The organism is Citrobacter sp. RHBSTW-00944 (genome assembly GCF_013615435.1).
GTDB classification, from domain to species: Bacteria; Pseudomonadota; Gammaproteobacteria; order Enterobacterales; family Enterobacteriaceae; genus Citrobacter; species Citrobacter braakii.
Map to the genome: position 1 here is coordinate 1,621,611 of NZ_CP055418.1, position 14,193 is coordinate 1,635,803.

Here is a 14,193-nt window from a genome sequence, read left to right on the forward strand (position 1 = left end):
TTTTGCACGAGATATACCCCAGCGGTCAGGGGATATACCTCGCTCCCACCCAGGGTATGAATTTTTGAAACCGGGTTGGGGGAAAGGGGGCGGTGTTGGGTTTTAGCCCGAAGGGCTGGAACAGCTTTACCAGAAGAGATCGATCTAACAGATAGATCACTGTATGGGGTTAAAACGTTGATTGGGAATCCAGACGTTTAGCCATCCAAAAGGAGATAAAATGATTTATTCAGACGCTAACGAAAAATGGGCCCCTGTTCCAGTTGAGCTTTATTCAAAAGCTTATGAAGTCAGCAATCTTGGCCGTGTTCGCAGCATTCCACGCCTGGCTAACTCTGAATATTTTATTCGTCACATTCACGGAGGTTTTCTCAAAGGCCGCATGCGTAAAGACGGCACAAAAACAGTTACGTTGTCCGTTCGGCGTCAGCGCGAGAAATTTGTCATTGCCGATCTGGTTGCTAAATCTTTCGGGGAGGTATCAGCCAATGCTTAACATCCAGCCTCGCGAGAAACAGATCGTCGCACTCAACATGCTGCGCGGCGCATGGAAGCAGAATAATTCGTTCATGCTCTATGCCCCGGTTGGTTTCGGCAAAACAGCTATTGCCGCGCTGATCACTGATGGCTTTGTCAGCCGCGAAATGCGCGTAATGTTTGTGGCCCCGTATACGGTACTGCTTGACCAGACTGCCACCCGATTCATGGAATATGGTCTTCCTGGCGAAGAGATCAGTTATGTCTGGCGTGATCACCCGTCATATAACCCGACAGCGCTTATTCAGATTGCCAGCGCCGATACACTCATTCGCCGTGAATTCCCGGACAACATCGACCTGCTGATCGTTGACGAAGCCCACCTGAAGCGCAAAAAGTTGCTGGAGGTTATCGACAACCTGACCCGCAACACAAAAACGAAGGTGGTCGGCCTTTCCGGTACGCCTTTCGCCAAGTTCCTTGGCAATTACTATCAGCGCCTGATTAAGCCAACAACGATGAAGGAACTGATCGCGATTGGCGCACTGAGCAAATACGAGTTTTACGCGCCGTCACATCCCGATCTCTCTGAGGTGGAAACGTCTTACGTTGCTGGTTATGGCAGCGACTACAAGGAAGGCCAGCTCAGTAAGGTCATGAGTGAAGCCAAACTGGTTGGCGACATCGTGAAAAACTGGCTGGAGAACGGGCAGGATCGCCCAACAATCTGTTTCTGCGTTGATGTGGCCCATGCGAACTTCGTCACGATGGAGTTTTCCCGCGCCGGGGTGACCGTTGAAGTCATGACGGCAAGCACACCACATGAAGAACGTCAGTTGACTATTCGTCGCTTCGAGCAGGGTATTACCAAAATCATCATCAACGTTGGTGTACTGGTGGCCGGGTTCGACAGTGATGTTCGTTGCATCATCTTTGCCCGACCGACCAAAAGTGAAATTCGCTGGATTCAGACGCTTGGGCGTGGATTACGCGCGGCCCCTGGCAAAGATCACTGTCTCATCTTCGACCACAGCGGCACAGTCAACAAGCTGGGTTATCCCGATGACATTGAATATGACTACCTCCCTTCGTCGTCTGACGGCATGGAAGAAGCCCCGCAGCGTGTTACCAAGACAGACGAGCCGGAGAAACTGCCGAAAGAGTGCAGCCAGTGCCATTACGTGAAACCTGCCGGAATTTATATCTGCCCGAAATGTGGGTTTAAACCGCTGGCCGGGGAAGACGTTGAAACAGACAAATCCCGTGGACTGACCAAGGTCAGCAAAGCGGAAGTTAAATACACCCCAGAGCAGAAACAATCCTGGTGGTCTCAGATTCTTTTCTATCAGCGCACCCGCGCAGCACAGGGACGCCCTGTCAGTGACGGATGGTGTGCGCATACCTATCGCCAAAAATTCGGTGTATGGCCGAGAGGGTTACATCACACCCCGCAGCAAATCACACCTGAAGTGACGAATTTCATCAAATCAAAACTAATCGCCTTCGCGAAACGGAAAGAGAAACAAGGGGAAGCCGCATGAATACCAAACAAGCCGCAATTGGTCGCTGGGCTGAGATATACAAACACTACGGTCTTCCTGGAATTACCGGGAAAAACCACCTTAAAGGGGAATGTCCTCTGTGTGGTCGTAAGGGAAAATTCCGTTGTGACAATAAAAACGGTACCGGTTCATACATCTGCGTGTGTGGTTCAGGTGATGGCTGGGCGCTGCTGACAGCAAAAACAGGGAAAGAATTTAAGGTTCTTGCATCTGAGATAGACAGGCTGATCGGCAATGAATACACCTCAGATCGCACCAATGTAAACCCGGTACGCACATCGCTGGCGCAGCAGCGTGAGAAGGTAAGCCGTAAATTTGCAAAGCTCATCCCGCTGCGTGGGACCAGTGCAGACAGTTACCTGAAGGGGAGAGGGCTTAACACCCTTCCAGCCGAAAGCGTCAGATTCTGCGACAAACAGCCGGTAGGCGGTAAAAGCCTCCAGGCTATTTACGCGCTGGCGACGGATGACAAAGGCGAGCTTTGCTACCTGCACCGCACTCTGCTTGACGGGGACAAGAAAGCGCAAACAGGAGGCGCAGCCAAGAAGATGATGAAGCTACAGGAGGATAGTTATCTGGAGTTTGCTAAATCCGTTGCTATCCGCATGTTCCCCGTATCCTCCACGCTGGGTATTGCTGAGGGTATCGAAACCGCGCTGGCCTGCCATCAAATAACCAAATGTCATACCTGGGCAACGATGAACACTGCTTTCATGAAGAAGTTCCGCGTTCCTGCCGGGGTAAAGAACCTGATTATTTTTGCTGATGCTGACGCAAACGCTGCCGGGCATGCTGCCGCATTTGAATGTGCTGCTGCCAACCTCCACGCCAAAAACGATCTGGAGACTGTATCAGTCCGCTGGCCTGCACAGGGTGACTTTAACGATCTGCTGCAAAACGGCTCCGAAGTATTCGAATGGGTATTCCACAGGGGGATGAAGCAGTGAAGAAGCCAGCCAGACAAAAGCTAAAGGTGTACAAGCCCAAGGTATGCGCTCAGTGCGGAAAGACATTCACCCCAGATCGTAATCTGCAGAAAGTGTGCGGCCCTCGCTGTGCGATTGACTACAACCGTGCGCTGAAAGCCAGGAAGGCAGAAGCAGAGAGAAAGGTCAGCCTGAAGATTCGTAAGAAGGCACTCCAGCCTCGTGGGTACTTTGTCAGTAAGGCGCAGACGGCGTTTAACGCTTTTATCCGCGAACGTGATGAAGGCAAGCATTGCCCGTCCTGCGGCACATATCATCCCCCAATGATTTTCGGCGGTCAGTGGGATTGTGGTCACTTCCTCAGCGTTGGATCACGTCCTGAACTGCGTTTTGAAGAGAAGAACGCCTATCGCCAGTGCAAAGCCTGTAACGGTGGCGCTGGTCGCTTTACCGCTAAAAACAAAACAGTACACGAGCGCTACAGAGCAACGCTAATCGAATGGTTTGGCCTTGAGCTGGTGGAATGGCTGGAAGGTCCGCACAAGGCGAAGCATTACACCAGAGAAGAACTTGAAGATATTGCGGCTACCTACCGCCGTAAAACCCGCGAACTGAAAAAACAGAGGGCAGCATGATTACAGTGCTACTGATCATCTATGCGTTTATGGCTGGTATGACCGCTGAGTATACGCACACCAGGCTGAAAACAATGTCTTCCTCAGGACATCTAATTCTGACTTCTATCATCTTAGGAGTTATATGGCCTTTCGAAATTTTCTGGAGGTCAAAATGAGTTATGACCTTATCTACTGTGATCCACCGTGGGAATACGGCAACAGAATCAGTAACGGTGCGGCCTGTAATCATTACAGCACTATGAGCATGGAAGAACTCAAGCGTCTTCCAATATGGAAAGTGGCTGCTGAAAACGCTGTTCTGGCGATGTGGTACACCGGGACCCATAACCGTGAGGCTGTAGAACTGGCTGAATCATGGGGATTCCGTGTCAGAACGATGAAAGGCTTTACGTGGGTGAAGCTGAACCAGAACGCTGCTGATCGCTTCAATAAGGCATTGAGCGCTGGAGAGCTGGTGGACTTTAACGATCTGCTTGAAATGCTGGACCGTGAAACCCGCATGAACGGTGGCAATCATACCCGTAGCAACACCGAGGATGTGCTGATTGCTACCAGAGGAACGGGCTTGCAACGCGCTAGCGCGTCAGTAAAACAGGTCGTGCATACCTGCCTTGGCGAACATAGCGCAAAGCCGTGGGAAGTAAGGAACCGACTTGAACAATTATATGGTGATGTGAAAAGAATCGAAATATTCGCTCGGGAAGAGTGGAACGGATGGGACCGCTGGGGAAACGAATGCAACAACAGCATTGAAATGATTACGGGCCAGATAAAAGAGGTGAACCATGCAGCGTAATATCCAAATGGTAATGGAGCGCTGGGGCGCTTGGGCAGCAAACAACAGTGAAGACGTTACATGGGCTCATATTGCGGCTGGCTTTAAAGGACTCATACCAGCAAAGACCAAATCCCGCGTTCAGTGCTGTGATGATGACGCGATGGTTATCTGTGGCTGTATGGCCCGACTGAACAAAGGCAATAGTGAGCTTCATGATTTGCTGGTGGACTATTACCTGTTCGGAATGACATTCATGTCGCTGGCAAAAAAGCATAATTGCTCTGATGGTCATATAGGAAAAAAACTACAAAAGGGAGAAGGAATAATTGAAGGAATGCTGATGATGCTTGAAGTGAAACTTGAAATGGATGTCGAGGTGTCATTTATTCCTGAAGGAAAAATTGTTGCGGCTGCATAAAAATAGTTTACGTACGTAAAAATATGAATAAGCTGTTAAGAGTGGTCACTTAGACGCGAACTTAAATATTTCAGAACCTCGCCAATCGGCGGGGTTTTTGCTTTTCGCACTCAGTGTAAGTGAAATATAACCATGTGCTTTCAGGGTGAGTTACTATGCAGATTCCTTTCAAAAGTTGTCTGGAGAGTGGCATGGAATTAACATTTAAGGATCTGAAAGAAAAACGCACTAAACTGGTCGAGGCGCAATGGAAGTTACAGGATAAACTTCAGGAGAAGGCGAGCGAACTACTACGAGAGTATTCAGGTTCTCTTGATCTTACATCTCGTGAGTGGACTGGTTCTGACGGAACAAGATGGCCTTATGTGGACATTGGTATTTGGGAGGAGGAGGGGAAGTTCTTTCCTGTATTAATCCCCCAACTCAATATGGACAGCCGTTACCACTTGAATTTCGTGATTGCAACCACTCTTGATGATTCTCCGCTAACAGGTGGCTACAGGCAGGGCGTAAGCATCTCACTCTGGTATGAGAACTCATCATTTTATGCTGAAGTAGGCTCAGGAGACGACGTCTCCCGTTTTTCTGTCTCATCTCAGCTGGGTGGCTTTTATCAGGTATGCAACGCTATTAAGGCGTTAATTAGCTCTTCTATGGATCGCGCCATGCCAGATATTCCAGCGAATTAATAAAGCATAAACATCTTTCAGGGCTATGCAAATGCATGGCCTTTTCTATATCCCGTTGTGAAATGTTCGTGAGGCATGGGTTGTCAGCCAAAGGATCACCGGGAGACACCCGGCACCACGCATCCATTATTGCATAGCAAAAAGGCTCACAACGGTGGAACTTTTAGCAGGGCGAAAAAAAGCCCGCATTGGGTTGCGGGCATAACAGAGAACAAATAGCTAATATTCAAGTTGTCTTTCATCAACTTGTCAGAAGAATTTAACCTTAAGAAAAATTGATGTAAAGACAATATTGATTTCTGGTTATAGGCTGCGCATTTGCGTGGCCTTTTTCGTATTCAGGCTCACGGGAATCATCCGCTACGTGCTTTGTTGATAAATCCAGCCCGTGAAGCCTGACCCTTTCATCACACACAGCACCCGCTAACTATGCGAGGTGAGGCTATGAAAATGAATGACAAGAACCCTGAATTCTGGGCTGCGGCTTTGACCGGACTCAAAAATGCGTGGCCCCAGATTCTGGGGGCGTCAATGGCCGGACTCATTGCCTATGGTCGTCTGATATATGACGGTGCAACACGAAAAAATAAATGGCTTGAGGGCGTCCTTTGTGGCGCCCTTTCTTTATGCATCACCAGCGCGCTTGATGTGGTTGGCCTTCCTGTATCGATATCACCGTTCGTCGGTGGTGTGATTGGATTCGTCGGCGTAGACAAACTGCGCGAAATCGCTATCAGCGCACTCAAAAAAAGGGCAGGGGTGACCGATGACAACCAGTAATGTTTCCCGCGGTATCCGCAACAATAATCCCGGCAATATCCGCTGGGGTGACGAATGGCAGGGCCTGGCACCCAAAACACAGCGCACCGATAAAGCATTTTGCCAGTTCACCACGCCTGAGTATGGTATCCGGGCGATGATCATCATCCTGCGCAACTACCAGCGCAAGCATGGTCTGAACACTGTAAGCGGCATTATCAAACGCTGGGCCCCGCCAAACGAGAACAATACACAGGCGTATATCAACAGCGTGGCTCAGGCGGCGGGCGTTACCCCCGACCAGCGCATCGATACCAGCGACAGCCGTTTCATGATGAAATTGCTACAGGCAATCATTAAGCACGAGAACGGTAGCCAGCCTTACGGATTCGATACGTTTGTTCGCGCAGTCGAACTGGCGGGGTAATCATGAATATCGCGCTGGTGGAACAATACTGGAAACCACTGGCTCTAATATTGCTGGTGGTAGGCGCGTTTATCACCGGAAATGTCTGGAGTGATCGGGGCTGGGAAAAGAAGTGGGCTGACCGTAATAGCGCGGAATCATCGCGAACAGCGAACGCGCAGACCGCCGCCCGCATGATTGAGCAAGGGCGCATAATTGCCCGTGATGAGGCCGTAAAGGATGCACAAGCGAAAGCTGCTAAATCTGCTGACACTGCTGCTGGTCTGTCTGCCACTGTTAGCAAGCTGCAGCAACAAGCCAAAAAACTCGCTACCAGCCTGGACGCCGCAAAGCACACCGCAGATCTTGCCGCTACCGTCCGAAGCAAAACAACCAACGCCGACGCCAGAATGCTCGCCGACATGCTCGGAGATATTGCAGCAGAAGCTAAACGTTATGCTGGAATCGCTGACGAACGCTATGCCGCCGGGATGACTTGTGAGCGCATTTACGAGTCGGTGAGAGAGTCCAATAACAGCAGGGTTACACGATGAACGCAGAAAACCTAAGTGAAGCGTATTACCTCAATAACGATATAAAATAACTACAGCGTCAGAAAAGCATACTGGAAAGTGGTGCTGGACTTGGTGTGACAATCCAGTCTACCTATCAGGATAATGTCTTTCTTGAGGCCATACGTCCGCATGCAGTGGCTGAACTTGACCGCCGTATCGATGAAAAGAAAGTTGTGCTGGTTAATTTGGGAATTTCCTTCTCTTAATGTGAGTCGTAATAGGGCGGGGAAAACCCCGCCTGAAGCACTTAGAAGCTGCGCGGAGCAGTAGAAAGAATGGATGCCAGCTCTTCCTTCGTTAAATTCCAGCTCCGATTCACAGCGTCAATTTTCTTAAATTCATCAAGCATTGCGTTATAGAGATGTTCTGTATGTGAATGAGTATTGGCGATGGGCTGTTGCTGTTCGGGGAAGCGATCAAATTTCTGATATGCCTCAATGATGCTGAAGTAATCGCATTCATTATTACCGTCGAAACCTGGGAGCTGAATTGCCCCATCATGCACTTTTAGATGATGGTCACGGATTAATTCTTTTTGCTCGCCATCACTAAGTTTCCTGAAAGCATTGGAAAGTCCGCGGTACATATTCAAGACGGCAGTAACAAAATCACGGTCTTCTTTACTTGGTTCGTCAACATCTAATGATGAATATTCTGCCTTGAGAACCCAATCATTACCGGATGACACAGCATATTTAACAAGATGTGGATCAATATCAGTATCGATACCCAAGTGAATGGCAATGTCGCATAACAGAATGGTATTTATTTTATCCTTAATATCCATGAGCTAACCCTCTGAAGTAAAAGAGTAATATCTACACCTGTTAGGTCATGAAGTCTATTGATCTGGCTCACATCTGTAGCAAAACAATTCTATGGAGATTTCAGATGCAGGTCACTTTTGATTTGTGTAAGGGCGTTGCATGCCAGCACTAATTCCTCGCGCCTGTCGCAAGAGAGGTTGTCCTGGCACGACTACGGAGCGCTCTGGTTACTGTGAGCGGCACCGCAATGAAGGCTGGCAACAGCATCAACAGGGTAAGAGTCGGCATGAACGTGGTTACGGTAGCAAGTGGGACATCAAGCGCGCTCGCATTCTGAAGCGTGACAATCATCTGTGTCAGAACTGCCTGCGTACTGGTCGCGCTGTTGCGGCCACAACCGTTGACCATATCAAGGCTAAGGCACATGGGGGTACCGATGACGATTCGAACCTCGAAAGTCTGTGCTGGCCCTGCCACCGCTCGAAAACAGGGCACGAACGATTCAAATGATAGTGATTATCATCAAAAGACGTGGAGGGGAGGGGGAGGTCAAATCCCTGTAGCCGGGCGACCAAAGGACCGCCGCCTAGCCTTTCTTCACATCGCCGCAGGTTAGAAAACTTTTTTTGGGGTCCCCCAGCCGATGATTAATAGGAGTTTTCGATTATGTCAGGACCGCCGAAAACCCCTACCCATCTGCGTTTGGTGAGGGGTAACCCTTCCAAACGACCAATCAACAAAAACGAGCCGCAGCCACCTAAAGGGGTCCCCCCAGTTCCCAAGCATTTCGACAAGCAGGGGAAGTACTGGTTTAAGCGGATGGCCGAAGAACTTGATGCCATTGGCGTCATATCTCAGCTTGATGGGCGAGCCCTTGAGCTGCTTGTGGAAGCGTATACCGAATACAGACATCACTGCGACACGCTGGAGATTGAGGGATATACGTACCGAACTGAAACGCAGACTGGTGACGTCATGATAAAGGCACACCCGGCAGCAATTATGAAAGCCGACGCCTGGAAGAGGCTGCGAGCCATGCTTGGTGAGTTCGGAATGACGCCTGCCAGTCGATCTAAGGTAAGTACAAAAACTCCGGGCGAAGTTGATCTTATTACTGAATTTATGAAAGCGAGGGACTAATGGCTAAAGTTGCCGATGGGATACGTTACGCCGAACGCGTCGTTGCCGGTGAAGTTATCACTTGTGAATTTGTCCGCCTCGCCTGCCAGCGTTTTCTTGATGATCTGAAATACGGTGAGGAACGTGGTATCTATTTCAGCGAGCCCCGCGCACAGCACATCCTCAATTTCTATAAATTCGTGCCTCATGTAAAAGGAGCACTGGCAGGCCAGCCGATTGAGCTGATGGACTGGCATATTTTCATTCTGATCAACATTTTCGGTTTTGTTATCCCACTGGTAAATGAAGAAACAGGCGAAGTCGTGCTGCGTAATGATGGCAGTGGCCGTCCTGTGATGGTCCGCAGGTTTCGCACGGCATATAACGAGGTAGCCCGTAAAAACGCCAAATCGACATTATCCTCTGGCGTTGGTCTCTATATGGCTGGCGCCGATGGTGAGGGCGGGGCAGAGGTTTATTCCGCAGCGACAACGCGGGATCAGGCTCGCATCGTTTTTGAAGATGCGAAAAACATGGTTAAAAAAGCGAAACCCACACTTGGGCGACTGTTTGAATTCAACAAACTGGCGATCTACCAGGAGCAGACAGCATCCAAGTTTGAACCGCTATCTTCTGATGCCAACAATCTTGATGGTCTCAACATCCATTGTGGCATCGTCGACGAACTTCATGCGCATAAAACCCGTGATGTCTGGGACGTTCTGGAGACTGCAACCGGCGCACGATTGCAGTCTCTTCTGTTTGGCATAACGACAGCCGGGTTTAACAAAGAAGGGATTTGTTACGAGCTGCGCGATTATGCCATTAAGGTGCTGCGTGGCTATAACAGCGAAGTGGAAGGCGCGGTGAAGGATGACACCTTTTTCGCCATCATCTTCACCCTGGATAAAGATGATGATCCGTTTGATGAAACGGTGTGGCAAAAGGCTAACCCCGGACTCGGAATCTGTAAGCGCTGGGATGACCTTCGCCGTCTGGCTAAGAAGGCCAAAGAACAAGTTTCCGCCAGGGTTAACTTTTTCACCAAACACATGAATATCTGGGTGACCGCTGAGTCAGCCTGGATGGACATGATCAAGTGGGAAAAATGTGAGTTTATAGCCCCCCGTCATGAGCTGAAAACCTACCCGATGTGGGCTGGCGTGGATCTGGCCCACAAGATTGATATTTGCGCAGCAGTAAAACTCTGGCGGGCAGACAACGGTCACGCGCATGCAGACTTTAAATTCTGGTTACCCGAAGGGCGGCTGGAAAAATGTTCCGCTCAAATGGCGCAGATGTATCGCAAATGGGCGGAGCTTGGGAAGCTGGAACTGACCGATGGTGATGTTATCGATCATGCGCAGATTAAAGCTGATTTTCTGGAATGGATTAGTGGCGAAAACCTGAAGGAAACCGGATTCGACCCGTGGAGCGCAACGCAGTTTAGCCTGGCTCTGGCAGAAGAGGGCGTGCCGCTGGTGGAGGTTCCGCAGACGGTCAGAAACTTTTCTGAGTCAATGAAAGAGGTTGAATCGCTGGTTTACGGCGGGCGTTTTCATCACAGCAATCATCCTGTAATGAACTGGATGATGTCTAATGTCACCGTCAAACCTGACAAAAACGACAATATCTTTCCGAACAAATCCACGCCAGAAGCGAAAATAGACGGGCCTGCCGCCTTGTTTACCGCAATGAGCCGCATGCTTGTAAACGGCGGCGAACAACAGGACAGCCTCTCTGACCATCTGGAAAGTTACGGCGTCCGTTCATTATAAAGAGGCAGTTATGATCCTGATGATTCTCGCCCCGCTGATCGGGGTGATGGGCGCTATTTTGCTTTCGTTTGGTGTATGGATGATTTATCCGCCAGGAGGTTTAATCAGTGCCGGTATGCTTTGCCTTATCTGGTCATGGCTGGTTTCCCGCACGCTTTCGCTGGCCGGGAAAACATTGCGAGGAGGGACTGACTGATGTTTTTCCCCGGAATGTTCAAAAAAAGTGATGCCCCTGTCACTACTGCGGCAGAACTCGCTGAAGCAGTGGGAATGACTTACGACACCTATACAGGGAAAAGGGTAAGCAGCCAGAAAGCCATGCGGCTTACAGCGGTTTTCGGTTGCATCCGTGTTCTTGCTGAGTCGATGGGCATGCTGCCCTGTAACCTGTACAAGATAACCGGAAACAGTAAACAAAAAGCGACTTCCGAAAGGCTGCATAAATTACTGACGATGAAGCCAAATGATTACATGACCCCCCAGGAGTTCTGGGAACTGGTCATTGTCTGTCTTTGTCTTCGCGGTAATTTTTACGCCTACAAAGTTAAAGCGCTTGGCGAGGTGGTGGAGCTTCTTCCCATTGACCCTGGGTGTGTTGAACCAAAGCTTAACAGCCAGTGGCAACCGGTTTACCAGGTAACATTCCCCGATGGCTCAACAGACGTGCTTGGGCAGGATGATATCTGGCATGTCAGAACGCTTACCTTTGACGGGCTGGTGGGGCTGAACCCTATAGCCTATGCAAGAGAAGCAATATCTCTGGGAATGGCAACAGAGGAACATGGGGCGCGGTTGTTCTCAAATGGCGCGGTTACCTCCGGCGTACTCCGCACTGAGCAAACGCTCACTGACGCTGCTTACGCAAGGCTGAAAAAGGATTTTGAGGATCGTCACCTCGGGCTGAGCAACGCGCACCGACCAATGATTCTCGAAATGGGACTGGACTGGAAGTCGATGGCGCTCAATGCGGAAGACAGTCAGTTCCTTGAGACCAGGAAATTCCAGCTGGAGGAAATATGCCGCCTGTTCCGGGTGCCGATGCACATGGTGCAGAACACTGACCGCTCGACGTTTAACAATATTGAAAACCTCGGCATGGGGTTTATCAATTATTCACTCGTTCCGTACATGACCCGCATTGAGCAGCGAATCAACATCGGGCTGGTGAAGGAATCAAAGCAGGGTGTGTACTACGCAAAATTCAATGCCGGCGCATTGCTGCGCGGGGATATGAAGTCGCGATTTGAGGCGTATTCAACAGGCATTAACTGGGGGATTTACTCACCAAATGACTGCCGGGAGCTTGAAGAACTTAACCCACGCGCAGGAGGGGATATTTACCTTACGCCAATGAACATGACGACGAAGCCGTCAGACAGCAGCAAGAACAAAACAACCGAGGAACAACATAATGCCGATGACTAAACAGCGGCTGGATATTCCGCTACAGCTAAAGTCTGTCAGCGACAGCGGGGAGTTTGAAGGCTATGGCTCTGTTTTTGGCGTAAAGGACAGCTTCGATGATGTTGTTGTGCCAGGCGCCTTTTCGGCCTCCCTTCAGGCATGGAAAGAAAAGAATGCTCTCCCTGCATTACTCTGGCAGCACCGTATGGATGAACCCATCGGTATTTACACTGAGATGAAAGAGGATGAGGTTGGCCTTTATGTTAAAGGCCGGTTACTCATTGATGACGACCCCCTTTCGAAACGCGCACACGCCCACATGAAGGCCGGTTCTTTAACCGGCCTTTCTATTGGTTACATGCTGAAAGACTGGGAGTACGACCGTGTTAAGGGCGTGTTCCTTCTTAAAGAGATTGACCTGTGGGAAGTCAGTCTCGTCACGTTTCCGTCGAACGATGAAGCGCGTGTAAGTGATGTCAAAAGCGCATTTTCCCGCGGAGAAATCCCTTCTCAAAAAAGTATTGAACGAGTCCTGCGCGATGTTGGGCTCTCACGCACCCAGGCTAAAGCATTCATGGCCGGGGGTTATAGCTCACTTTCACTGCGTGATGTTGATGAAGTGAGTACCGCACTGGATGCACTGAAAAACATCAAATTTTAATCAGGAGTTAATTATGTCAGTTGACGTTAAAGACGTAGAGCAGGTCGCGCAGGAACTGCAGGCGAAGTTTGATGCGTTCAAAGAAAAGAACGATAAGCGCCTGGAAGCAGTTGAACAGGAAAAGGGCAAGTTAGCGGGGGAGGTTGAAACCTTAAACGGCAAGTTGTCTGAACTGGATGAGCTTAAATCTGCGCTGGAAGAGGAACTGAAGCAGGTTAAACGTCCAGCCGGTGGTCCTCAGAGCAAAGCCGCAAGCGAACATAAAACCGCTTTCATTGGCTTTATGCGTAAGGGTAAAGATGACGGGCTGCGCGAACTTGAACGCAAAGCTCTGCAGGTCGGTGTGGATGAAGATGGTGGCTATGCCGTGCCGGAAGAACTGGATCGAACGATCCTTAATCTTCTGAAAGATGAAGTGGTGATGCGCCAGGAGGCGACAACCATCACAGTCGGCGGCGCTAACTATAAAAAACTGGTTAATCTCGGCGGTACGGCTTCCGGCTGGATTGGTGAAACTGATGCCCGCCCGGAAACCGATGCGTCTAAACTCGGTCAGATTGAGCCGTTCATGGGGGAAATTTACGGTAACCCGCAGGCGACTCAAACCATGCTGGATGATGCCTTTTTCAATGTCGAAGACTGGATCAACAGCGAACTGGCAATTGAGTTTGCAGAGCAGGAAGAAATCGCCTTTACCAGCGGTAACGGGACGAAGAAGCCGAAAGGTTTTCTGGCATACGCTTCCACGCTTGATCCGGACAAGACTCGTGCATTTGGTACTCTCCAGCACATTCTCTCTGGCGCTGCGGCAGGCGTAACGGCTGATGCGATCATCAAACTGGTCTACACGCTGCGTAAAGTGCATCGTAATGGCGCTAAGTTCATGATGAACAACAACAGTCTGTTTGCTATCCGAATCCTGAAAGATTCAGAAGGCAACTACCTGTGGCGTCCTGGTCTGGAACTGGGTCAGCCCTCCTCTCTGGCCGGGTACGGTGTGGCAGAGAACGAACAGATGCCGGATATCGCGGCTGATGCTAAAGCAATTGCATTTGGCAATTTCAAGCGTGGTTACACCATTGTTGACCGCATCGGCACCCGCATTCTTCGTGACCCCTACACCAAAAAACCATTCGTTGGTTTCTACACCACCAAACGAACCGGGGGAATGCTGGTGGATTCTCAGGCCATTAAACTGCTGCAGATCGGCACTGGCGCTTAATTCTCTGGGGCTTC

General features: G+C 49.9%; 18 protein-coding genes and 1 pseudogene. 18 read left to right on the forward strand and 1 reads right to left on the reverse strand.

From position 1 onward, the window contains the following. Nucleotides 1-220 precede the first annotated feature (220 nt). The 11 genes and pseudogenes from HV334_RS07630 to HV334_RS07680 all read left to right on the forward strand — a co-directional run bounded on the left by HV334_RS07630 (nt 221) and on the right by HV334_RS07680 (nt 7,434). Nucleotides 221-496 (forward strand): NUMOD4 domain-containing protein, encoded by a 276-nt coding sequence (locus HV334_RS07630; RefSeq protein ID WP_181221374.1) that lies wholly within the window; start codon nt 221-223, stop codon nt 494-496. Continuing rightward, the gene (locus HV334_RS07635) at nt 489-2,018 is read left to right on the forward strand and encodes a DEAD/DEAH box helicase (protein ID WP_115490033.1); all 1,530 of its coding nucleotides are present in this window, start codon (nt 489-491) and stop codon (nt 2,016-2,018) included. The genes HV334_RS07630 and HV334_RS07635 overlap by 8 nt, the downstream gene beginning before the upstream one ends. Then, nucleotides 2,015-2,986, forward strand: coding sequence for a toprim domain-containing protein (locus HV334_RS07640; protein ID WP_103284068.1), 972 nt, complete (start codon nt 2,015-2,017; stop codon nt 2,984-2,986). The genes HV334_RS07635 and HV334_RS07640 overlap by 4 nt, the downstream gene beginning before the upstream one ends. Then, nucleotides 2,956-3,600, forward strand: a complete 645-nt coding sequence (locus HV334_RS07645) for a recombination protein NinG (protein ID WP_103284067.1) — start codon at nt 2,956-2,958, stop codon at nt 3,598-3,600. Before HV334_RS07640 ends, HV334_RS07645 begins: the two co-directional genes overlap by 31 nt. Nucleotides 3,601-3,754: 154 nt before the next feature. Beyond that, the gene (locus HV334_RS07650; protein WP_088731888.1) at nt 3,755-4,399 is read left to right on the forward strand and encodes an MT-A70 family methyltransferase; all 645 of its coding nucleotides are present in this window, start codon (nt 3,755-3,757) and stop codon (nt 4,397-4,399) included. Then, nucleotides 4,389-4,799, forward strand: coding sequence for an antiterminator Q family protein (locus HV334_RS07655; protein ID WP_088731892.1), 411 nt, complete (start codon nt 4,389-4,391; stop codon nt 4,797-4,799). The genes HV334_RS07650 and HV334_RS07655 overlap by 11 nt, the downstream gene beginning before the upstream one ends. 191 nt (nt 4,800-4,990) lie before the next feature. Beyond that, a complete protein-coding gene (locus HV334_RS07660) occupies nt 4,991-5,488 on the forward strand; it encodes a hypothetical protein (RefSeq protein WP_000423994.1) in 498 nt (165 codons plus the stop codon). Between the two features lie 450 nt (nt 5,489-5,938). Then, nucleotides 5,939-6,268 (forward strand): phage holin, lambda family, encoded by a 330-nt coding sequence (locus HV334_RS07665; protein WP_088732446.1) that lies wholly within the window; start codon nt 5,939-5,941, stop codon nt 6,266-6,268. After that, a complete protein-coding gene (locus HV334_RS07670; protein WP_060854482.1) occupies nt 6,255-6,674 on the forward strand; it encodes a structural protein in 420 nt (139 codons plus the stop codon). Before HV334_RS07665 ends, HV334_RS07670 begins: the two co-directional genes overlap by 14 nt. Before the next feature lie 2 nt (nt 6,675-6,676). Then, the gene (locus HV334_RS07675) at nt 6,677-7,207 is read left to right on the forward strand and encodes a DUF2514 domain-containing protein (RefSeq protein WP_088731894.1); all 531 of its coding nucleotides are present in this window, start codon (nt 6,677-6,679) and stop codon (nt 7,205-7,207) included. After that, nucleotides 7,204-7,434, forward strand: a pseudogene (locus HV334_RS07680) (hypothetical protein). Before HV334_RS07675 ends, HV334_RS07680 begins: the two are co-directional and overlap by 4 nt. Before the next feature lie 41 nt (nt 7,435-7,475). On the opposite strand, the gene HV334_RS07685 reads toward HV334_RS07680, so the two are convergent. Beyond that, nucleotides 7,476-8,015 (reverse strand): YfbU family protein, encoded by a 540-nt coding sequence (locus tag HV334_RS07685; protein WP_088731902.1) that lies wholly within the window; start codon nt 8,013-8,015, stop codon nt 7,476-7,478. A 139-nt stretch (nt 8,016-8,154) separates the two neighbouring features. Between HV334_RS07685 and HV334_RS07690 the strand changes: the two genes are divergently transcribed. The 7 genes from HV334_RS07690 (at nt 8,155) to HV334_RS07720 (ending at nt 14,179) form a co-directional block, all read left to right on the forward strand. Next, a complete protein-coding gene (locus tag HV334_RS07690; RefSeq protein ID WP_088731904.1) occupies nt 8,155-8,505 on the forward strand; it encodes an HNH endonuclease signature motif containing protein in 351 nt (116 codons plus the stop codon). 156 nt (nt 8,506-8,661) lie between these two features. Continuing rightward, on the forward strand, nt 8,662-9,135 hold the full coding sequence (locus tag HV334_RS07695; RefSeq protein ID WP_131445344.1) for a phage terminase small subunit P27 family: 474 nt from the start codon (nt 8,662-8,664) through the stop codon (nt 9,133-9,135). Further along, nucleotides 9,135-10,892, forward strand: coding sequence for a terminase TerL endonuclease subunit (locus HV334_RS07700; protein WP_181221375.1), 1,758 nt, complete (start codon nt 9,135-9,137; stop codon nt 10,890-10,892). Before HV334_RS07695 ends, HV334_RS07700 begins: the two co-directional genes overlap by 1 nt. Nucleotides 10,893-10,902: 10 nt before the next feature. Then, on the forward strand, nt 10,903-11,088 hold the full coding sequence (locus HV334_RS07705; RefSeq protein WP_008323320.1) for a hypothetical protein: 186 nt from the start codon (nt 10,903-10,905) through the stop codon (nt 11,086-11,088). Continuing rightward, nucleotides 11,088-12,317, forward strand: coding sequence for a phage portal protein (locus HV334_RS07710; protein WP_129256093.1), 1,230 nt, complete (start codon nt 11,088-11,090; stop codon nt 12,315-12,317). The genes HV334_RS07705 and HV334_RS07710 overlap by 1 nt, the downstream gene beginning before the upstream one ends. Beyond that, on the forward strand, nt 12,304-12,957 hold the full coding sequence (locus HV334_RS07715; RefSeq protein ID WP_008323324.1) for an HK97 family phage prohead protease: 654 nt from the start codon (nt 12,304-12,306) through the stop codon (nt 12,955-12,957). The genes HV334_RS07710 and HV334_RS07715 overlap by 14 nt, the downstream gene beginning before the upstream one ends. A gap of 13 nt (nt 12,958-12,970) precedes the next feature. Then, nucleotides 12,971-14,179: a phage major capsid protein gene (locus HV334_RS07720; protein WP_071698630.1), complete on the forward strand. Its 1,209-nt coding sequence runs from the start codon at nt 12,971-12,973 to the stop codon at nt 14,177-14,179. Nucleotides 14,180-14,193: the final 14 nt, after the last annotated feature.